Origin of the sequence: Paraburkholderia phosphatilytica (genome assembly GCF_003443895.1) — a bacterium.
GTDB classification, from domain to species: domain Bacteria; phylum Pseudomonadota; class Gammaproteobacteria; order Burkholderiales; family Burkholderiaceae; genus Paraburkholderia; species Paraburkholderia phosphatilytica.
The window spans coordinates 1-20,892 of the sequence record NZ_QQOA01000002.1; the positions used below are offsets into that span (position 1 = coordinate 1).

A 20,892-nucleotide genomic window follows, 5' to 3' on the forward strand; every position below is an offset into this window, starting at 1 on the left:
TGGCACTCGACCAGCTTCTCACGCGCGAGGGTTGGCCCGAAATCCGCGTAGCGCTCACGGATGATGGCGATCACGCGGCCCCGCAGGTTCATCGGCAACTGTCGGTTGCTGGGCCGGCCACGTTTGGCGGACACCAGACCAGCCGCACCTGAACCCTCGAAACGGCGTCGCAGACGGGACACCTGACGTTCGCTCAGACCCAGTTGCTCCGCCGCGCGAACGCCGCTCAGGCGTCCCTCGACGACCGCTTCGATGATCTTGACGCGTCGCAGCTCGTTCATGCTGATCGTCACCAGTCCGGGTTCGTTCATGACAGGCTCCGCCGTATCGCGCACGACCAGCATGCGCCTCGGGCAGGCCTGAACCAGACATTTCTAACTGGCTCAAACCAGACATTACTAACTAGCTCTCACATACAAAAGCGCGCTAATTTATATTATGTCAACTCAAAGATCCGTACACTCACCACGACATCCGCCGCGCCCAGGATCTCACCATCCAGGGCGCCCATCTGCCGCTTCGCTCAATACGCTTTCGGGTCCTTGACCTGCATGCAGCCGACGAGACTGCTTGCGAGCTTCTCGTTGAACCATGCCAGCGTGCCGGTCTTCGCCGTCGCACGGTCGGGATCGTTAATGTAGACGGTGCCGCCATCGATCCCGGTGAGCACGATCACATGTCCCGCTCCGTACCAGTAGCCCGCGCACCAGATCGGTCCGTTGTCGCGTAGCGCGCGGAACAGCTCCATGTTCGTCCAGGTGTTGCTGCTGCCCAGCGCATTCAGCCCGACGGTTTTCGCGAGCGTGATGAACGACTGCGGAAAAAGACCCGTATTGCCCGTGTAGGTTGGCGCGAGCGTGTTCATCGGTCCCTGCCGTCCACTTTGCCCTTGCCAGTACAGCCAGACCATCATCGCACTGGTGTGCCAGCAGCACATGGACTTCTCCTGCGCCAGAAGCGGTACTTTCATCTTGATCAGAGCCACCAGAGCCTCCGTGAATCAACGGTTGATGCATGGCCCGCGCGATGGCTGCCATGCACGACAGACTTCCACAGTCACTTCCCGGCATCCTTCGCAATCCTTGCCTCGAGTTGCCGCCGCATCCTTCCCGTATCGATTCCATACACACCCGGCACATCCACAATCGGCATATACGGCGGAGGCGTATGCAGCAGATACGCCTGCATTTCGTCGATGACGATCCTGTCGCTCGGGTCGTAGCCCATCCCCGCCAGCTGCCGCGTCACCTCCGTGCGCTCCGACAGATTCAGATCCCGCCACCAGAACTCGCGACATGCGCGAGCGTAGGTCTCGTCGGAGAAATATTCCCAGTGGCCCAGTTCATGACTCAGGATCGCCGCACGGATCGGCACGTCGATCGTCTCTCCCCAGGGCGCAGGGCCGAGCCCAGGAATGGTGATCAGGAAATCCCTCGAACTCACCGCTCTCCACGCCCCACTCTCTTCGCGTATCAGATGCCAGCGCACCAGGATCGTCTGCAACGCATGCTCGCCTTCCGTCAACGTCATATGCTGACGACGTGCCATCTCGAAGAAATACGCAATCTGCACCGAGCTGAAATTGTTGCCCGCGGTCAAGCCTGCCGGGTCGGTCCCAAAGCGCCGCGCGTAGGCTGCGATCACACCCATCGACACCACGCGATCCCGTGGCATGTCCTTGCGCTCGAGCAACGCGACGACGCGTGAAAACATCGCTCCCTGTTCCGCGAGACTCGGCGCATGCATTACGTACAGTCCCGGCTGGTCGGTGATCGTGAACAACCGCAATCTCGCGTCAGCCGGCAACCCCGCCCGGAGTTGCGAGAGCGGCAGGCGAACGGCCTCGATCTGCTGCTCGCGAGAAATGTCGAGTTGCGCGTCATGCAGTGGTGCGTCGTGGCTCGACTGAAAACCCACAGCCACGCCGGAGCACAACGTCAACGCAGCGATTGCGAGCCGCACACGTCGCGCACCGGTCAGGCTCATCTCGGCTCGCCCCTAGGATTGCGACTAGTCCGTGACCGTCACGATCGTTACTCGACGATTCTCCGGTGCCGCGGGATTGCGTGTGTTCAGCGGCTCCGACGATCCCTTGCCGACCGACGATAACCGCTCGGGAGCAATGCCGTCCTTCGTGGTCAGATACTCGACGACCGCGGCGGCGCGATCCTCCGACAGTTTCATGTTGGCATCCGGCGAGCCACGCGGATCGGCATGCCCTTCGACGCGGAACCGGTACGCTGACAGCTGATCCGATTGCAATGCCTTGGCCACCTTGTCCAGCGCGGTCTCGGCGGTGTCGGTCAGCGTCGACGAATTGCTCGCGAACGTGATCAGTATCTGCGCGGAAGCCTTTTTGGGCGGCCCCGGCGCTTTGGGCGCAACGCCGGGCTGCTTGTTCGACAGCACGAAACCACGTGTGACGATGTTGTCGCCGGACTCGTCCGGGGTCAGCGCCTTGGTCACCGCTTGCTCATTGATTTCCTGCTCGTTCATCACGGGTCCTTCAGCGTTGGCACGCCGACCCGGAGTCAGGATGCACAGCGTGGCGAGGACCAGCGCGCCCAGCCATCTCGCGCCAAAGCGGGGTTGAAGAACCTGCGACATACGGCGGCCTCCGAAGAATTCGCACGCGACGTATCGACGTCCGAAGCGGTTGCAAACCGTCCCCGGTCGCCAGCGTGAAATCGACACAACTCCCCACAGGGAAGACGAATAAACGACCTCGAAATTGAAACGCTCCCAGCATCCAGCAGGGTCCGCCACGTGCTCGCACTACCTGGCGGCATCATTCACAGACCGGCCCCACACCATCGCCTTCATCGAGCAATCAGCGGTATCGCGGTCTGCCATCCTGGCGCGGCGGCATCGAGCAATGCAGTAAAGCGCGGCGCGTCCGGCAGACCTCGCCCGATGCGCAGCGAAGCGGGCACGGCAACCGATCCTTCGCTCCACCAGCCGCTCGATCCCGGCGTCATGCACGTAACGAGCAACTCGGCGAAGGTGGGGCTGGACACGGCGGACGCATCCGCTGTTTCCAGCCGCCACGGCATCGCTTCCGGTCCACCGTCATCCAGTTCGAGCGCACCCAGTTCAGCATCGAAACGTTCAAGCACGAAATCCGCAGCCAACGTCGAGCGCGCGAGGCGCGTGATGGCGTCGTACCAGGCCTGAGCGCTGCCGATCCACTTCGCTGCGTCGACGCGCTCCAGCGATGCAGCGATCGTGAACGGGAAATAGCGCCCCACCCGATCGACACCCGGCATCAACACGCCCGCCCAGGCCGACGCACCGCACACCTGCGCACCCACCGCGAAACACCACACCGGCGCATTCAGATAGACCGGCAACCACTGCGCGCCGAACTGCCGCTGCGCAAACAGCATCCCTTCCTGCAGGCTCCGATCCCAAGGCGTCAGAAAGTCCACTGGCAAGCGCCGCGACACGAAATCGCCATACGTACGGACCTTGCCGAAGAAACCCGGCCCCGGCGTCGCGGCATCGCTCATAGCTGATCGAGACAACGGAACTGGTCCAGCACGCCACGCCGGAACGGATTCACCACGCTGCTCGCATCGAGTTCCAGCGTGACCTGGTGTCCATCGGAATCGAAGTTCAGCTTGAAGCGGTCAGGTTGCGCGGTGGGTTCGATGTGCGCGTCGTCCATCAGATGTAGCAGCGCCCACGGTCCGTCGGTATGCACTGCCGGGCCGCTGCCCGTAGGGGTGAACTCGACGTGCGCCTGTCCGGTGCCCTTCCCGCTCGGCCACTGGAACACCATCGGTTGCAGATCGCCAGGCTTGACCACCAGTTGCTGCCCGTCGACGTCCAGCGTGAACTGCGTTACCGCCGGATCGAGCGTCAACGGCTTGATCGTGAAGCGCACGGAGACGTCCCGTCCGCCCGCGCGGAACAACGCATCGCGAATCTGCGCGGCGCGCTGGAACTGCACCAGCACATCCGCGGGAATGCCGAGCGAATCCGTGCCGGCACGCCAGCGCCATTGCGGTCCCGACATGTCGACGAAGCTGACCAGGTTCTTCTGGAAGAAATCGTCGATCAATCCGCCGGGGCCGAGAATCCTGGCGAAGTCATCCGGCGCGGCATCGCGGGTCGAACTGCGTACCAGCGGATAACGGCCGGCGAGCGCCTGGCGGCACAACTGTGCGACGTTCGCCTGCCAGAGCATGTTCAGGCGCGCGCGTTCGCCGCCGACCATCAGCGACGCACCGCCGGTCGCGACCTGATCGGCGACGGTCGCGATCGGCGCGGGCGCGCCTTGCGCGGCCAGTTTCAGCTTGTTCAGCGCGTCACCCGGAGGAGGCGGCAAGCCCTGGCGTCGTGCCGAATCCGCCGCCTCAAGATAAGCGGCGGCATCTTTCAGCGCGGCGAGTTGCGTATCGAGCGGAACCGGCCCGGGCGCGCCCGGTTTGCCGGCCAGATCGTGCAGCGCCTGGAAATGCGCATCGACCGGATTGAGCTGCGCGGGAGGTGGCGGCGCGGTCTCGTCGGACTGATTGCCGAGCGCATTTTCGAGCCGCTTCTTCACCGCGTCGAGCTTGCCGGTCAGCGCGGCAACGCCCTGTTCGGTGAGCGAGCCGCCGGTCTTGACGGTGCCGAGCGTCGTTTCCTGCGCGGCGGCGAGCGTGAATGCGCGCAACGGCGAATCGGGCGCGGCCAGCACGTTGGCGACACGCGCCCCGGTCTCCACGCCGTTGAACGGAACTGTTGCGATGTCGTTCAGCAACGCATCCCATTGCCGGATGTACTCGTCGTAGTACTTGGCCGTCATGTCGGACTTCAGGTCCTCGATACCGGTGGGCGTCAGCACGGATTCTTCGCGGCCGAGCACCCAGTCGTCCTTCGCGACGTCGATCACGGCCTGGTCGCGCAACTGGCCGAACTTCTGAAAACCGGCCCGCGTATATGCGCCGGGCACGCCACGCGTCAGCGGCGCCCCGCTCTTTCTCGTCAGCACCAGCGAAGCGTTGCGTCCTGCCGCATTGGCGACGGTGAACTCCGGCAGCTTCAGCTGTTCGAGGTCCCGCTTGACGCGATTGAACATGCGCTGCGCCAGTGGCATTTTCGCGAGCGTGGCGCGCGCCTGCGCGATCAGATCCTTGTCGAGCGGCAACGACGCATCGAATTGCGCCGGTTGCAGCAGCGCGGCCAGGTGAGCGTCGAGATCGTTGCGCTGTTCGTCGCTCGCATCGCGCAACGGTCCGCGCTGCCAGTCGACGTCGGCCCACAGGCGCACCGCATCGGCGTCGTAGTGCACCGCGTCGCCGAGCATCAGATAGGTACGCAGCACTTCGTACTGGAAGTCCGGATTGTTCGCGTCGCCGCGGCGCAGTTCGTCCTCCATGCTGCGCACGACAAGCGGCAGCAAGGCCTGGCGCAACAGCCTGCGATAGCTCGCCTGCGCTTCGAGACCCAGCTTGTCGCCCTGATACAGCCCGAGGCGCGACAGCCACGGTATCGGCTTGTCGCGGTCCGCGTACCCGCCCGGCAGATCGCGTGCGGCATTGAGCAACGGCAGCAGCGTCAGCGGGTTGTCGCCGGGCTGGGTGCTTTGCGCGAGCTTCTGCAACGCGGTGACGTGCTGCTGCACGTCGGCGATATACGCGCGATTGCGCTGATAGCTGACGAAGAACAGCACCAGCGCCACCACCAGCAGGACGCCGATCGCCGCGAGCGCAATGCGCTGGAACCATGCGCGCCGGCGTTCCAGCTTGAGATTGGCGCCGGCAAGACCAGCCTCCTGAAACAGGACGTCGCGCATCAGGCGAGTGATGAAGTAGGCCCGCCCGCTGGAGGGATCGGGCAACACCACCTGGCGCTGCAGGCCGAGCGCCGCGGCCATCGCGCTCATGACACGGTCGATCGGCCGTCCTTCCTGCGTTCCGCTCGTGAAGTACACGCCGCGCAACAGCGCCGACTGTTCGAAACGCGACGTGCTGAACGTTTCGTCGAGAAAGCTTTGCAGCACGGTTTCGAGGCCCGCGAACTGCTGCGGGAAGCCATAGACGAGCGCTCGCCGGCGCGTGTCGGTTTCCTGCTGCATACGGCGCAGCACACGACCCTGCAGCTGCTTTTCGAGCGCGTCGAATTCGGCCGGAAAGGCCGCGAGCGCATCGTCGGGCGAGCCGTTTTCGGCAAACGGAAACGTCACGCCCCACACCTGTTCGCGCTCGTCACGCCCGAGGTCGTCGAAGAACTCGACGAAGCCCGCGAGCAGATCGCACTTCGTCACGACCACATAGACCGGAAAGCGCATGCCGAGCAGCGTGTACAACTCCTTGAGACGCTCGCGCACCGCGGACGCCTGCAGCGCGCGCTGGGTCTCCGACAGTTGCAGCAGATCCTGCGCCGACAGCGCGACGATCACGCCGTTGAGCGGACGACGCGGCCGGTACTTGCGCAGCAGTTGCAGGAAGCCCTGCCACCCGGCCTGATCGGCTTCGGCGAAACTGTCCTGGGTCGTGAACCGGCCCGCGGTATCGAGCAGCACGGCGTCATCCGTGAACCACCAGTCGCAGTTGCGCGTGCCCCCTACGCCGCCGACGGCCTGCTTGCCCAGCCGGTCCGCGAGCGGAAATTTGAGCCCCGAATGGACGAGCGCGGTGGTCTTGCCGGTGCCGGGTGCGCCGACGAACATGTACCACGGCAACTGGTACACCCACTGGCTGCCGAACTTGCCCTTCACGCGCGCCTTGCGCAGGATCGCCATCGCTTCTTCGAAACGCTGCTTGAGCGCGGCGACGTCGGCCTCCGATTCTTTTTTGCCGGGCACGGGCGCGTCCGATCCTTCGGCGACGACCCGCGTGAACCGGACGTTCTCGAGACGCGCGAGCAGCCAGCGCAGGCCCCAGTACAACGCCCACACGAGCAACAGCACGAAGATCAGGATCCAGCGGCTGCGAGGCGTTTCGAGCGGCGCGTTCCCCGCGTAGGACACGAGCGGCCCCTCGACCCAGACGATCAGCGCCAGCGCCAGCACGCCGAGCAGGGAGAGCACGATCGCCCGTCGGAACCATTGCAGGAGTTTCATGATGCGGCTCCCGGTGCCAGCACAGTAATGTCGACACGACGGTTCTTCGCGCGATTCGCCGGCGAATCGTTCGGCGCGATCGGTTCCGCGTCGCCGCGTCCCTCGGCGCTGAAGCGTCCCGGCGACCCCGCGCGTTCGACCAGCATGTCCTTCACCGCCTCGGCACGGGCCTGCGAAAGATGCCAGTTCGACGGGAAGCGTGCCGAGAAGACCCGCTGGTTGTCGGTATGACCTGACACGACCACGTTGCCTCGCACGCTTTTCAACGCGTCGCCGATGCGCTCGATCAACTGCGCGTAGGTCGGTTCAAGGTCCGCGCTGCCCGACGCGAACAACCCGTCGCCGTTGATCGTCACCACCGTGCGATCCGGCAGTTCGGCGACCCGCACGAGGCCGCGGGCGATCTCGGGCGCGAGGAACTGCGAGAGCTTCGGCGCGGGGCTGGGCGCCGCCTGCAGTTTCGCGGCGAGCACCGGCGGCGGTGTCACACGAATCCCATGCAGCGTTTCGAACACGCTGTCCGATGCGCCGTTCAGACTGAAGCTCAGCGCGAGATGCGCGATCACGAGGACCACGCAACCCACCGCCGCAGTGACCCACAGCGGCACCAGCTGGAACATCGGCTTGCGCTCTGCCTTCACCGGCTGCCAGTGCGGCGACAGATCGCGGTCGGCTGCGCCGCGCTGCGAACGGATCATCTGTTCGAGACGCTCGCGAATCGCGTCCAGCTGCGAGCGCCCACCGTCGACCAGCCGGTAGCGCCCTTCGAAACCCAACCCGAGGATCACGTAGAGCAGTTCGAGCACGTCGATGTTCGCCGTCGGGTTTTGCGCCAGCCGCTGCAGGATCAGGAAAAAGCGCTCGCCGCCCGACGCCTCGTTGTGGAACGTCACCAGCAGGCTGCGACTCCCCCAAAGTCCCGCGCCCCACGGCGTGCTGGAGATCGCTTCGTCGAGAAACGTGCACAGGCAATAGCGCGAAGCACCGAGTTTTTCGTCGTCGATCCCGTTCGCGCGGCCCTGGGTCTCGAAGGTGTGGACCATCTGCATGAGCTGCGTGTGCAGTTCCTGCACGTTCGGATGGGTTGGCAGCTGGCGCAGCGGTACCGCGAGTTCGAGCAGCGGATTGGCGGCGCGCAGCAGCGCAGAGAGACCGCCCGCCGTCGGAGGAATCGGAGCGACCGCGACGGCGGCCGCCACAAACGCCGCCCGCGCGCCGCCAGGCGTCGGAATCAGGATCGTTGCACCAGGATCCTCAACTGGACCAAGCGGGTCGTTCGAAGTCACGATGAGGGTCCTCTCTATGCGTCAACGCCGGATGGCCCAGAATTCCATCGCCAGGCCGGGAAATTCGCCCGCGACGTGCAGGGCCATCCCCGCCGAGGTCGCGAACTGCTTCCACAGTTCGTTACCGCGATCCAGCTCGAAGTACGTGAAGCCGGCATGGAACGGCAGCTGGCGTGGCGCGACCGGCAGCGCGCGCAGACCGATGCCGGGCAGTTGCAGGTTGACGAGGTCACGGATGCGTTCGATCGGCCCGATCTTCACCTGCGGCGCGAAGCCGGTCAGGATGTTTTCCGCGGGCATCTGCGCACGCACCGCAAGCACGAAGGTCGCGGACACGAACAGGTTCTTGTCCGGCACTACCGCGACGCGCAAGCCGAACTTGCGCTCCTCGAGCGGAATCGGCACCGCGTGCGGATCCATCACCATGCTGAGCGACGCACGCAGATCGTCGATTACGGGCGCGAAGGTCTCCTTCAGCCGCTCGTGCCGGTAGACCGGATACGTCGACGGCCGCTTCGACTTCTGGCTGAAGGTCGCGAGTTCGCCGGCCAGTTGTACGGCGATCCGGTAAAGCGCTTCCGGATGCAGGCCGGTCATCGTCGACAGATGCGCCGCGAGCGGTTCGTTACGGTTGATCAGTTGCAGCAGCAGAAAGTCCGCCACTTCGGCAACGCCGGTCACGCCCGGTTGCGCGAGGCGCGCGGCAAGCGCTTCGCCGCGCTGGTGCAGCAGCCCCACCAGGTCGTCGGCGAATGCGGCGAGTCGACGCGCGACGCGATAGTCGAGGCACGGCGGCGCGTAGTCGTTTTCCAGCACGACGCGGTTATCCGGCAGACGCTCGACGACGCGCGCGACACCCAGCACGGTGAACGCGTTGACGACCTCTGACTCGAGCGCAAGACGCACGCGCAGTTTGCCGATCTGCATCAACGCAGCACCTGCGTTCGGGTCGTTGCTGTCGCTGACGTCGATTTCGTCGATACGGTGCCGCGCGAAATTCTCGCCGCTCTCGGCGTTGCCTGTTTCCGCAATGCCGGGGCGGCGCACCGGCAACGCCAGCACGACGAGCGTACTGCGGGTGCCTTCGGGAATATCGATCGGCGGCGGCAGATCGTCGTCGGCAGGCAGGTTGAACGGGGTGCCGTCGGGCAACACGCCCGCGCACGACAACAGCGCGACCTTGCCGAGCTTGAGCAGCTGCTCGTCGAGTTCGAGCGCCGTGAAGCCCCAGCTATAGGCACGCAGGCCGGACGCGCGCGTCTCCAGTTGCGTCTGCAGATATCGATCGTGCTGCTGCAGATGCTGCGGCTGAAGGAACATGCCCTCCGACCAGATGACTTTGCTATTCCAGGACATTTTTTCTCGTTGTGAATGGGGGTGTCAGCGCCGCTCCGGCGCGTCTGGTTTGCCGCGCCCGCGCGCCTTGGCGAGCGTATCGATCTGCGCCTCGTACGCATCGTTGAAAGCCTTGCCAAACAGCTTCTGGAAATCGTCTTCGGCCTCACGCGCGATGCCGGCCTGCGTCTCGACAAAGCGGTCCCACAGCTTGGCCTTGCGGCTGGACAGGACCTTGTCCATCACGCCCGGCTTGTCGAGTTGCGCTTCGATCTGCGCCGGATCGAAGCGCGTGAGCACGTGCGCCAACGCTGCCCGCATGCCGGCAATGACGGCGAGTTCGTGCGATTCGATGTCCATGAATGCGCGCTCCAGCGCTTCGGCTGGCGGCAGATACCCTGCTCCGCTGCCGGTCAGCATCTGCGCGAGCGCGCCGTCCACGTCAGGGAAAAACTTCAGCGGGTTGTTATCGCGCGCGACGATCAGCGTGACGTCGAGACGCGCCTCGCGTTTGGTCATCGAGCGCGAGCGCAATACGGCCATCGCGCCACGCAGTGCCTCGCGCAGCATGGCACCCGTCAGGCGTGCCAGATCCGCTGCGGGCAGGTTCGGCGCGCGCGTTGGATCGAGCTGCAGGCCTTCGAGCAGCGCGGCGAAGACGGCGCTGTCGGAGGCGGTGGCGGTGGCGGGACGCGGCGCGGCTGCGGGCGCCGGCGTTGCGGCAAACGCTGGCGCAGGCACCGGATTCGATGCCGGCGGCGCGACGGGCGGCGCCACGGAAAGTGCTGGTGCGGGTGCAGGCGGAGGTACCGGTGCGGGTACCGGCGCAGGTACAAGCGCATCCGCAGACGGCGCAGCGCGTCCCGCTGGTATCGGCGCAAACAGATCGTCGAACGGAGTGGGCGCGCTACCGGGCGTTGTTCCATCCAGCAAGCTGGAAGACAGGCCGGTCGGGCCGGTTGGGCCGCTTGCCGGCGTCGCGCCGTACGCCGGCGCAGCGGGCAGCGGCGATACGGGCGCCGGCATCTGCAGCGGCGCAGGCGGTGCGGACGCCGCCTCGTGGTGCGACTCCCATTGCGAGAGGGCCTCGGCGAGCGGATCGTAGTCGGCGGGAATACCCATGGCCGCGGGCGCCGCCGCGCTCTGCGGCGACGCTGGAACCGGCAGCGAAAAGGCCTGCAGTTCCGGCGACACATGATCGCTTTCCGAACCGGCAAATCCCGGCTGCGTCGACATGCGCTCGGGCGGTCCGAGCGGATCGAGCAGGCCGGGGCCAAACGGATCGCCCGGTACGGCGCCCGTCGAGAGGCCGCCGAGCACACCCGCCGAGGCCAACGGATCGCGCGAGCCAGTCAGGCCCTGCGCGCGGCTGCCGCGTTCGGCAAGCCCCACTTCGAGCAGGTACGTGCCGATCAGCACCCGGTCGCCATCCGCCAGCCGCGCTTCACGGGTTCCGCCGAGCGCGCGCTCGTTCAGCACGCTCGGGTTGCTGCCCAGATCGCACAGCAGATACTCGCCGGCGCGAAACTCGACGCGCGCATGAATACGCGAAATGGCGCGCTGCTGATCGGGCAGCACGAGCGTGCAGTCGCTGGCACGTCCGATGGTGCCCCCCTCCGGTCCGAACTCGACCGTAATCGGCTCGGCCACGGGTTCGTCGTTGAACTTCGCGACGCGCAGCGAAAGAATCGGATTGTTCAGTTGCATCCCCGAACCCCATCAAATGAGTGCTCCACCGCTACTGCAACTTCTTCGTGCCGTCGTCGGCGTCGTTCGGCGCGGTGGGCGCAGTCGGCGACGAACCATCGCCGGACCCGGCCGATCCACCCGAATTCAGCAGGATCGGCGTACCCGATACCGCCACGCTCGCCGGTCCCACCACCACGAATGCTCCACCCGCCTTCAGCGTGATGCTGACGCCCGCCTCGATCACGACATTCATCCCGGCCTTGATGTGGATATTCATCCCCGCATCGATGGCGTAATCCATGCCGACCTTTTCCTGCAGCTTCTGGCCGACCTTGAGCGACGCGTTGCCATCCACTTTTGCGTTCTGGTCCCCCGTCACCGCATCGTGGCGCGCGCCGCTGATCGCGACGAACTCGTTGCCCGTGACCTTCAGATGCCGGTCGTTGCCGACGTTCATCAGCGCGTCGTTCTTGATCCAGCTCTCGTGATCTTTCTCCGCGTGAAAGAACAGCTGCTCGTCGCCCTTCGTATCGTAGAAGCGCATCTCGTTGTAGCCGCCGCCCCCCTTCGTCGAATTGCTCTTGAGCGTCGAAAACGCGGCATTCGCGGGCAGATCGTAGGGCGGCATCGTGTTCGCGTTGTACACGCAGCCGGTCACGAGCGGACGGTTGGGATCGCCCTCGATGAACTCGACCAGCACTTCCTGGCCGATGCGCGGTATGAAGAACGTGCCCCAGCGTTTGCCGGCCCAGTTCTGCGACACCCGCACCCAGCAACGCTGCATCCTGTCGTTCTCGCCCGATGGCGGCGCGAACTGCTCCCAGTGAAACTGCACCTTGATGCGGCCATATTTGTCGGTGAGAATTTCCTCGCCGTCCGGCCCCACCACCACGGCAGTCTGCGGCCCGCTGACGCGCGGCCGCGGCGTGATGCGCTCGGCGCGGAAGTGATTTTCCTTGCGCACGGCGGTAAAGCCGCAGTCGAAGAACGGCAGCGCCGCATTGTTCTGGCTGCTCGATATATAGGTATCCGAATTGACTTCGTAGCCGGCGCTGACCACCAGGTAGTCGTGGTTCTGCGCATCGCACGCATGCCCCTGCAGCTTGAACAATCCGCCTGGCCAGATGCCGCGGGCGGTCGATCGTCCGGAGATGCTGTCGTTGCGCGCCTCCCGGATCTCGATGCCCACCTTCGCGTAGCGATCGCCGTCGCCGGACTCGACATGACCGCTCAAATGCTCCTGCATCGTGTACACCGGCGCGTCATAGACCGTGGGCCGCGTCGAGCGCGACAGCAGACCCTGCTGGTTGCTCGACGACGGTTTCTCGAAGTCGTATTCGTTGACCTCGTACTTGCCGGTCTGCAGCTCCGCGCCGGACGACCATTGATACACGCACTCCTTTTCGTTCGAAGGCACGTACCAGCCATCGTAGGCGATCGTGCTGTAGTGCTCGATCGGCACATGCACGTCACCCGAGTCCGTCATGACGAGCGTGTGCTTGCCGTTCTGGTGTTCGAAGTAGTAGTAGATCCCTTCGTGCTCCATCAGCCGGCTGACGAACTCGAAGTCCGTCTCGCGGTATTGCGCGCAGTGCTCCAGCGTCGGGTAGGTGGCCGAGCATTTGTTGCTGAAGTCGATGTCGTAATCCTGCAGCACCCGTGCGATGACGTTCGGCACGGTCATCTCGTGAAAGAAGCGATCGTGCGAGGCGCGGGTGAGCAGCCACAGGCGCGGGCGCAGCACCGCCTGATAACGCGCCATGCGATTGCGCGTGCGGTCGCCAGGCGCGAGGATGCGAAACGCGACGACGATGCCGTTGATCTGCCGCTCGCCGCCCGATGTCAGCGAGATCGCGACCGATGCATCCTGTCCAAGCAGGGTGCCTGGACTCAGATCGTTGCGCAGACTGACCAGTTCAACCTGAAACTCACTCAGCCGGCCGAGTTCCTCGGTGCCGGTCAGGCGCAGAACCAACAGGTCGCCCCCAGCGGCCGCGCAGCTGAACGTGACGTGACGGAGAGGATCTTGTGCGGTCATTTCACGGAATCATCGTCTTGACCGTGGCGGGGTCGACGATGGTGACGACTCCGCCCCAGTTGCACATGCATTTCGATACATTGTCGAGCGACGGCTGGTTGCCGAGCAGCACCGTCGGCGCGCCTGGCACCCACGGCGACAGCGTCGCCGGAATGCACGGCATCGGCGTCAGCACGCCCAGCGCGGCGGCCGTCGCCGCGGCGACTGTGGGATTGGCGGGCGAACTGCACATCCCGAACGGCAGGATGTTGACCATCGGAACATGGTCCATGATGTTGGCCGCGGGCGGCCCCTCCCCCATCACCCGATTGACCGGCAGGACGACGAGGCTCGACGGGGCCACCCCGAACGAGCACTGCAGCGTCGCACCCATGCTGACCTGTTGCGGCATTTGAAGACTCTCCCACGCGAGTTCGTCGACAGACATCCATGCAACCGCCGGCCACTAGTCGAATATATAAATAAACTCGTCGTCCCGCGCGCTGATCTGCACCTTCGAAATCGTCTGCGAACTCATCAATCTTGTGAGGAATTCCGTACTGATGCGAGGCAGCAGCGTGTTGGTGAGAATCGCGTCGATCATCCGCCCGCCGCTTTCGAGTTCGGTGCAGCGGCTCGCGATCAGCTTCACCACGTCGTCGTCGTACGTGAACGGAATCTTGTGCGAGTCGCGCACGCGCTTCTCGATCCGTCCGAGCTGCAGCCGGATGATCGCGCCGAGCATGTCGTCGGAGAGCGGGTAGTACGGAATCACCACGACGCGGCCGAGCAACGCCGGCGGAAACACCTTCAGCAACGGCTCACGCAACGCCTTCGCGATGCCCTCGGGTTCCGGCATCAGTTCGGGGTCCTTGCACAGGCCGGTGATCAGGTCGGTGCCGGCGTTGGTGGTCAGCAGGATCAGCGTGTTCTTGAAGTCGATCACGCGGCCTTCGCCGTCTTCCATCCAGCCCTTGTCGAACACCTGGAAGAAAATTTCGTGCACGTCGGGGTGCGCCTTCTCGACTTCGTCGAGCAGCACCACGCTGTATGGCCGCCGGCGCACGGCTTCGGTGAGCACGCCGCCTTCGCCATAGCCGACGTAGCCCGGCGGCGCGCCCTTGAGCGACGACACGGTGTGCGCTTCCTGATACTCGCTCATGTTGATCGTGATCACGTTCTGCTCGCCGCCGTAGAGCACTTCGGCGAGCGCGAGCGCAGTCTCGGTCTTGCCGACGCCCGAGGTGCCGGCCAGCATGAACACGCCGATCGGCTTGTTCGGATTGTCGAGACCGGCGCGCGAAGTCTGGATTCGCCGCGCGATCATTTCGGTCGCATGCCCCTGACCGATGATCCGCCTGTTCAGATTCTCGGCGAGCCTGAGCACGCTCTCGATCTCGTTCTTCACCATGCGCCCGACCGGAATGCCGGTCCAGTCCTGCACCACCGAGGCGACCGCCTGCTGGTCCACGCTCGGCAGGATCAACGGATCCTCGCCTTGATGTTTGCTGAGTTGCGCCTGCAGCTCGCGCAGTTCGGCGAGCCGCTCGTGGCGCGCGGTGGCCGCCGTGCTGTCTTCGGCCGCTGTTTCCGCCCCTTCGACCTTGCCGGTCTCGCCGCGCAGTTGCGCACGCAGATCGAGAATCCGGGTGACCAGTTCCTTTTCCGCCTGCCAGCGCGCATCGAGGACCGCGAGACGCGCCTTCTCGGCCTCGAGTTTTTCCGACGCTGCCGCATGGCGCTCGCCCGTGTCGACGCCAACCGCCGTTTCGCGGCCGATGATCTCCAGCTCCGTCTCGAGCGCGGCGATGCGCTTTCTCGAGTCGTCGACGGACGGCGGCGTGGCATGCTGACTGACCGCCACCCGCGCACAGGACGTATCCAGCAGACTCACGGCCTTGTCCGGTAACTGGCGCGCCGGAATGTACCGATGCGACAGACGCACCGCTGCCTCGAGCGCTTCGTCGAGCACCTGAACCTTGTGATGTTTTTCCATCGTCGACGTGATGCCGCGCATCATCAGGATCGCCTTCGCCTCGTCGGGCTCGGGCACCTGCACGACCTGGAAACGCCGCGTCAGCGCGGGATCTTTCTCGATGTGCTTCTTGTACTCGGCCCACGTCGTCGCCGCCACCGTGCGCAGCGTGCCGCGCGCGAGCGCCGGCTTCAGCAGGTTGGCCGCGTCGCCCGTGCCGGCAGCGCCGCCGGCGCCGACGAGCGTATGCGCCTCGTCGATGAAGAGGATGATCGGCTTCTCGGACGCCTGGACTTCCTCGATCACCTGACGCAAGCGGTTCTCGAACTCGCCCTTCATGCTGGCGCCCGCCTGCAGCAGGCCCACATCGAGCGTGCGCAGCTGCACGTCGCGCAGTGACGGCGGGACGTCGCCGGCGACGATGCGCTGTGCGAAGCCTTCGGCCACCGCCGTCTTCCCGACACCTGCCTCGCCGGTCAGAATCGGGTTGTTCTGGCGGCGCCGCATCAGGATGTCGATGACCTGGCGGATCTCTTCATCGCGGCCGACGATCGGGTCGAGCTTGCCGCTGCGCGCCTGCTCGGTGAGATCGGTCGTAAAGCGCCTGAGGGCTTCCTGCTTGCCCATCGCGGCCGGTACCGGCGCCGTGTCGGCGTCGGCGCCGCCCGAAGCCGTTGTGGCCTGGAAACCGTCGCTCGCGCTCATGCCCGCTTCCGGCGACTCGCGCAACAGGTTCGCGAAGTCGTCCACCAGCGGATCGAGCTTGACCTGCTCGAACTGCCGCGAGATGCCGTACAGCGCATTGCGCAGCGAAGACGTCTTCAGCATTCCGACCACCAGATGCCCGGTGCGCACCTGCGACTCGCCGAACAGCAGCGAGCCGAACACCCAGCCGCGTTCGACGGCCTCCTCCACCTGCGACGAGATGTCGGTCACCGAGGTCGAGCCGCGCGGCAAACGGTCGAGCGCGGCCGTGAGGTCGCGCGCCAGCGCCGACGGATCGAGGCCGAAATGCCTGACGATCCGATGCAGGTCCGAGTCCTGCAACTGCAGGATCTGGTGAAACCAGTGCACGAGCTCGATATAAGGATTGCCGCGCAGCTTGCAAAAGACGTTTGCACTCTCGATTGCACGATAGCCCAGCTTGTTCAGCTTGCCGAACAACGCCGCCCGCTTGATCTCGGCCATGTCGCTAGTCCTCTGGTGATATCCCGGTTCCGGCAGACGCGTCCGCCGCTTCGTGGCGCGCGGCATCGCGCGTTCGCTCCGCGGCGCCGGCGGGGTTCAGCCGCAACTGCCGCTGATCGCCGCGCGCCGCACCGCTCAGCACCCAGGTGGTATAGCCGAGCCGCGTGTGGCGCCCGAGCTTCAGGCGCGGCACGTCCTGCTCCCTGAGCTGCAGATTCACATCCCAGTCGAGTCCGTCGCGCACGTAGTTGCGGACCCAGTCCTTGAGCCGGCCGAGGCTCTCCCCGCCCGGCAGGAACCGCTCGTAGTCGGCCCTCGTCAACGGCCCGATGACGATACGGAACTTGTGCTGGCAATCCCACACGCGCGCACCGAGCAGCGTCGACACACCCAGCGCGGACGAGCCGACCCGCGAGCCGAGCCGCGACGCGGCTTCGGCAGGCAGCGGCATCCAGTGGCCCACCCACTCGTGGATCTCGACCGGCAGGTTGAAAAACCGCGCGAGCACCAGCTTCAGGCCCGCGGCAGGACGCGTGCGGCCGGCCAGCAGCCCGGCGAAATGAAGCTTCGCGAAATCGGGCACCGTGTCACGGTCGCGCAGTGCCGCCTCGCCGAGACCGAACAGGCTGCCCACATACACCGAGAAGCGGTCGTGCCGCGGACGGTCCAGGCTCACCGCGGGCTGCGCATTGGCCCACGCCCGGTAGAACAGCGAAATCATCCGGTGATGAAAGACGTCGAGAAAACGCGCGAAGGTCGGGTCGTTCGCATTGCGCGCGCGATCGCGCACATACTCGGTCAGATGCGTCGGCATGGGTCCGTGCGGTCCCAGCAGGCCGAGAAACCTGACGGCGAGGCGCGCCGCGCGACCGTCCCGCGGCGGCGTGAACGCGCCGAGCGTGGTGGGATGGAACACCAGTTCGGGCTCCTGCGTAAAACGCACCGCGTCGTCGCGCGGCCGCACCGATTCGCCGACGCGCGGCAGCGCCGGATAAGCGTTTTCGAGCAGCCTCACGGCCTGGAAGAAGTCGAAGCGGAACGCTTCGTCCTCGAGCTGGCGCAGCAGTGTCAGAGCGTCCGGCATTGTCCGATCCTCGCTGGCCAGCGCATGATTTCGCCACGCGACACCGTTTTCACGATGGTCTCGGTGAACGAATTGATGGACACGTATTGCGCGAAGTAACGCGCCAGCACCGCGCCGAACAGGAACACCCCCGCGCCTTCGAACGCCGCTTCGTCGAGCGTCAGCGTAACTTCCAGGCCGCGGCCAAAGACGATCGGGCCTGCGCAGGGCAGACGGCGCGTCACCGGGCGCGAATCGATCGACCGCAAGCCTTCGATCAGGCGCTGGGCGGCCGCGTCGTGGGTAGGACAGTAGAGGCTCAGCAGATCGCGCATCGCGCGTGCGCCCTCCTGCGCATCCGTGTCCAGCAGCGACGCGTAATTCAGCGATAGATGGCTCAGCAAACGCCAGGCGACCGCGCCATGCGCGTACGACGGCAAAGGCTGGCTTGGACCGCTCAGGCAGCGCACGGTGTCGACCGGCGCCTCGACGTCGAGCGTGAAATCCGCCGCGCCTGCGCCGACCGACATCGTCAGCGGCAGGTCGCGGTTGGTGCACAGCACCTGCAGGCCGAGCTGCCGCAGGTCGCCGCGAAGCGGCGCGTCCGCGGCGTCGACCAGCGCGATGAAGGTTTCGCTGCCCAGGTAGCTGGTGCGCGGCCCGCGCTCCGTCTGCCGCGACGACTGCAGGCGCTGCTCGCGCCGCACCTGATAGTAGGCAGGCGCCTGGACGCCCGCGCCGAGATCGCGGGCATGGTAGAACGGCTCGAATTTCTGCTCGCCTGCCGTGCCCGCGCCGTAGCCTGTCACCTCGTCGATCCGGTAGATCTCGAAGTCCATCGGCCGGGTGCGATCGGCCACCACGTGATATTCGAACTGCTCGCTGGACAGCGCGATGCGATCGGTACGCCGTGAAAACAGGTTGACCGCGGGCGTGCAGTGCAGCGCAAAGTTCGACGCATCGAGCGACTGCTCGAGCAGCGGATCGGCACGGTTGAGCAGCACGACGATCTCGATCTCGGTGTCGCCGCAACGGCGGAAGGCCGGTTGCAGGCCATCGATGCCGATGAACAGGAAACGCTGCGGAAAGGCGAAATACTCCTGCAGCAGCCGGTAGCCCTGGAACGACTGACGACTAAGCGGCAGCAACGCTTCGTTGTCCGCAAAGCCGAGCGGCATGACCGCGGCAGCGGGCAAGCGTTCGTGCCACGTGGCGGGACGCTTCGCCGGCATCGCGACCACGCCGGTGACGGAACCGAGCACACGCTCGTACACGCGCATCGGCAAGGCATCGGTGCCGCGCAGATACAGCACCAGACGGTCGAGCTTGAGCTGGCTGATCCGCAGGCCGGCCGTCGCTCGCAGACGCAGCCGCAACGCGGCTTTCACGCCGGCCGGCAGCGCGATGTCGGTGCCGCCCAGCGTGCCGGTGTGCGTGAAGAATCTGGCCTCGGCGATCTCGAGCGGCCAGAGTGTCAGTTCGTGAGCGCTGCGATATTCGCAGCGGGTCGAGCCATTCTTGTCGAGCGCGCTGCGCAATGCGCTGCCACGCGCAATCCGCACGCCGTCGGCGAGGCCCGCATTGCTCAGGTCCGGCTGGATCTGCACCACCGCCATCGACGGCGTCGGCGCGAGATAGTGCGGATAGACCAGCTCCGCCAGATGTTGCGTGAAGCGCGGAAACTCCGAATCGATTTTCAGCTGGACACGGGCCGCGAGAAAGCTGAACCCCTCCAGCAGACGCTCGACATAGGGATCGGCGCAGTCCAGACTCTCGAGTCCCAGGCGGCCCGCCACCTTCGGGAATTCCTTCGCGAACTCCCCACCCATCTCGCGCAGATGCTGGAGTTCCTGACTGTAGTATTTGATCAGTTCGGGGTTCATGGCGTCAGCGCACCCCACCTTGATCGATCACCCTCACTTCCGCCGCGTCCAGATCGAGCTCGGTCCGGAGGTAGAGCCGCTCCGGATACGGTTGCGCCCACAAATCCCCTTCCACGATGAACGATACCGTGTTGTGGCGGCCCGTCGTCTCTTCGGCCTGGACGGAGGTCACGCGCACCGTGTCGCGCAGGATGCGCGGTTCGAACGCCCAGATCGCTTCACGGATCAGGCGCTCCAGTTGCAGTCGATCGACACCGGACGCGGTCTTGCCTGCGATATCCGGAAACCCGAAGTTGATCACCGAGGTCTGCACGTACGGATAGCCCTTCAGGTCCTGCACCGAACCGAGACCATTCGCGTTGAGCAACCATGCCAGATCGCGCTGCACGCTCTGACGCAGCGCGCGCATCGACAGCACGCGGCGCTCGCGCGATTCCTGCTGGGCCTCGGGCTCGAGATCCGTCAGGCGATCGAGCAGCGAGGGTTGCAGGCGATCACGTGCGGTCAGCTCAGCCATGACCGGGCAGTGCACCGGCGACGCCTTCGTGAGCGGTCGGTGGCACGTCGACCTGTAGATCGACGGTTCGCACGTCGAGCAGCGCATAGTCGTCGATATCGGTCGTCAGCATGCGCTGCCCGAGCGGCCGCGCGCCCTCGGTGCCCGTCACGCCGCCCTCTGTCCATTCGGTCTGGCGGGCGAGCCACAACGCGTGGTTCGTTGCGCCGAGCGTGCCGGGGTAACGCGTCGGGATCAGGCCGACTGCCTGTCCTTCGTTTGCCCAGGTGAAGATCGCCGGCGTCCAGACGCGGTCACGCAGATCGGCTGGCGCTTCGATCTCGATGCGCTTGATGCGCAGAAACGGAATCCAGTAGTAACGTCCGTTGAGAATCACTTCAAGCGTCGGACCGAGCCGGTTGTCGGCGTCGGCAATCCACTCGAAAGGCGTGCCGTTCAACGTGCCGGCCGTGGCCGGCGCTTCGCCCAGCGCCTGCTCGCGCGCGGCCGCCGCGGCGGCACCGTCGCCCGCGGCGTCGAGCCGCAACGCTTCGACCAGCAACGCCAGCCATGCGGTCGGTTCGCCGAAGATGAGCGGCGCGTGACGGCCTTCGAACACGGCTTCACGCAGCGCTTCGCACTGCAACGCTTCGCGATAGGTCTGCACCATCGGCAGGGCCGCGGGGTCCAGTTCGCCCGTCACGCCGAGCTGGGTGAGCGCGCGGTCCCACGCGCCCATGACCGCCAGCAGCTGGAACAGAAAGACGCGGTATGCCGCCTTCGACGGATCGTTGCGGACCTGCATCTGCAACAGGCGCAGACACTCTTCCAGATTGCCCGCGCGCAAGCTTTCTTCCGCCGTCATGTCAGTTCGCTCCGTCAAGCCGGGTCAAGCCGTCGCGCCGCCAG

The 20,892-nt window shown here is 65.5% G+C and carries 16 protein-coding genes; all 16 read right to left on the bottom strand.

What is annotated here, in order from left to right; translation table 11 throughout:
- Positions 1-311: helix-turn-helix domain-containing protein (locus tag DVS29_RS01840; protein WP_164707825.1), on the bottom strand; the 311-nt coding region annotated here is incomplete at its 3' end.
- Positions 312-523: 212 nt separating this feature from the next.
- Positions 524-985: a papain-like cysteine protease family protein gene (locus DVS29_RS01845; RefSeq protein WP_118178745.1), complete on the bottom strand. Its 462-nt coding sequence runs from the start codon at positions 983-985 to the stop codon at positions 524-526.
- Positions 986-1,056: 71 nt separating this feature from the next.
- On the bottom strand, positions 1,057-1,986 hold the full coding sequence (locus tag DVS29_RS01850) for a hypothetical protein (RefSeq protein ID WP_118178746.1): 930 nt from the start codon (positions 1,984-1,986) through the stop codon (positions 1,057-1,059).
- 24 nt (positions 1,987-2,010) lie between these two features.
- On the bottom strand, positions 2,011-2,496 hold the full coding sequence (locus tag DVS29_RS01855; RefSeq protein WP_240655423.1) for an OmpA family protein: 486 nt from the start codon (positions 2,494-2,496) through the stop codon (positions 2,011-2,013).
- A 323-nt stretch (positions 2,497-2,819) separates the two neighbouring features.
- Positions 2,820-3,509, bottom strand: coding sequence for a type VI secretion system-associated protein TagF (tagF, locus tag DVS29_RS01860; protein WP_118178748.1), 690 nt, complete (start codon positions 3,507-3,509; stop codon positions 2,820-2,822).
- Positions 3,506-7,051: a type VI secretion system membrane subunit TssM gene (gene tssM, locus DVS29_RS01865; RefSeq protein WP_118178749.1), complete on the bottom strand. Its 3,546-nt coding sequence runs from the start codon at positions 7,049-7,051 to the stop codon at positions 3,506-3,508. Before tssM ends, tagF begins: the two co-directional genes overlap by 4 nt.
- Positions 7,048-8,337: a type VI secretion system protein TssL, long form gene (gene tssL, locus DVS29_RS01870; protein ID WP_118178750.1), complete on the bottom strand. Its 1,290-nt coding sequence runs from the start codon at positions 8,335-8,337 to the stop codon at positions 7,048-7,050. Before tssL ends, tssM begins: the two co-directional genes overlap by 4 nt.
- 21 nt (positions 8,338-8,358) lie before the next feature.
- Positions 8,359-9,693: a type VI secretion system baseplate subunit TssK gene (tssK, locus tag DVS29_RS01875; protein WP_118178751.1), complete on the bottom strand. Its 1,335-nt coding sequence runs from the start codon at positions 9,691-9,693 to the stop codon at positions 8,359-8,361.
- A 24-nt stretch (positions 9,694-9,717) separates the two neighbouring features.
- Positions 9,718-11,379, bottom strand: coding sequence for a type VI secretion system-associated FHA domain protein TagH (gene tagH / locus DVS29_RS01880; RefSeq protein WP_164707826.1), 1,662 nt, complete (start codon positions 11,377-11,379; stop codon positions 9,718-9,720).
- A 31-nt stretch (positions 11,380-11,410) separates the two neighbouring features.
- Positions 11,411-13,399 (bottom strand): type VI secretion system Vgr family protein, encoded by a 1,989-nt coding sequence (locus DVS29_RS01885; protein ID WP_118178752.1) that lies wholly within the window; start codon positions 13,397-13,399, stop codon positions 11,411-11,413.
- Position 13,400: 1 nt separating this feature from the next.
- A complete protein-coding gene (locus DVS29_RS01890) occupies positions 13,401-13,790 on the bottom strand; it encodes a DUF4280 domain-containing protein (RefSeq protein ID WP_118178753.1) in 390 nt (129 codons plus the stop codon).
- 54 nt (positions 13,791-13,844) lie between these two features.
- The gene (gene tssH / locus DVS29_RS01895; protein WP_118178754.1) at positions 13,845-16,541 is read right to left on the bottom strand and encodes a type VI secretion system ATPase TssH; all 2,697 of its coding nucleotides are present in this window, start codon (positions 16,539-16,541) and stop codon (positions 13,845-13,847) included.
- 4 nt (positions 16,542-16,545) lie between these two features.
- Entirely contained in the window at positions 16,546-17,625 is a 1,080-nt protein-coding gene (tssG, locus tag DVS29_RS01900) for a type VI secretion system baseplate subunit TssG (RefSeq protein ID WP_118178755.1), read from the bottom strand.
- Positions 17,610-19,487: a type VI secretion system baseplate subunit TssF gene (gene tssF, locus DVS29_RS01905; protein WP_118178756.1), complete on the bottom strand. Its 1,878-nt coding sequence runs from the start codon at positions 19,485-19,487 to the stop codon at positions 17,610-17,612. Before tssF ends, tssG begins: the two co-directional genes overlap by 16 nt.
- Before the next feature lie 4 nt (positions 19,488-19,491).
- Positions 19,492-20,004: a type VI secretion system baseplate subunit TssE gene (gene tssE / locus DVS29_RS01910; protein WP_118178757.1), complete on the bottom strand. Its 513-nt coding sequence runs from the start codon at positions 20,002-20,004 to the stop codon at positions 19,492-19,494.
- Positions 19,997-20,848, bottom strand: a complete 852-nt coding sequence (locus tag DVS29_RS01915) for a type VI secretion system accessory protein TagJ (RefSeq protein WP_118178758.1) — start codon at positions 20,846-20,848, stop codon at positions 19,997-19,999. Before DVS29_RS01915 ends, tssE begins: the two co-directional genes overlap by 8 nt.
- Positions 20,849-20,892 lie beyond the last annotated feature (44 nt).

Coding starts and splice junctions, on each gene's coding strand:
- tssE (WP_118178757.1), bottom strand. CDS start 20,004: ATGGCTGAGCTGACCGCACGTGATCGCCTGCAACCCTCGCTGCTCGAT.
- tssK (WP_118178751.1), bottom strand. CDS start 9,693: ATGTCCTGGAATAGCAAAGTCATCTGGTCGGAGGGCATGTTCCTTCAG.
- tssF (WP_118178756.1), bottom strand. CDS start 19,487: ATGAACCCCGAACTGATCAAATACTACAGTCAGGAACTCCAGCATCTG.
- tagF (WP_118178748.1), bottom strand. CDS start 3,509: ATGAGCGATGCCGCGACGCCGGGGCCGGGTTTCTTCGGCAAGGTCCGT.
- tssH (WP_118178754.1), bottom strand. CDS start 16,541: ATGGCCGAGATCAAGCGGGCGGCGTTGTTCGGCAAGCTGAACAAGCTG.
- DVS29_RS01850 (WP_118178746.1), bottom strand. CDS start 1,986: ATGAGCCTGACCGGTGCGCGACGTGTGCGGCTCGCAATCGCTGCGTTG.
- tssG (WP_118178755.1), bottom strand. CDS start 17,625: ATGCCGGACGCTCTGACACTGCTGCGCCAGCTCGAGGACGAAGCGTTC.
- DVS29_RS01855 (WP_240655423.1), bottom strand. CDS start 2,496: ATGAACGAGCAGGAAATCAATGAGCAAGCGGTGACCAAGGCGCTGACC.
- DVS29_RS01915 (WP_118178758.1), bottom strand. CDS start 20,848: ATGACGGCGGAAGAAAGCTTGCGCGCGGGCAATCTGGAAGAGTGTCTG.
- tagH (WP_164707826.1), bottom strand. CDS start 11,379: ATGCAACTGAACAATCCGATTCTTTCGCTGCGCGTCGCGAAGTTCAAC.
- DVS29_RS01885 (WP_118178752.1), bottom strand. CDS start 13,399: ATGACCGCACAAGATCCTCTCCGTCACGTCACGTTCAGCTGCGCGGCC.
- DVS29_RS01890 (WP_118178753.1), bottom strand. CDS start 13,790: ATGCCGCAACAGGTCAGCATGGGTGCGACGCTGCAGTGCTCGTTCGGG.
- tssM (WP_118178749.1), bottom strand. CDS start 7,051: ATGAAACTCCTGCAATGGTTCCGACGGGCGATCGTGCTCTCCCTGCTC.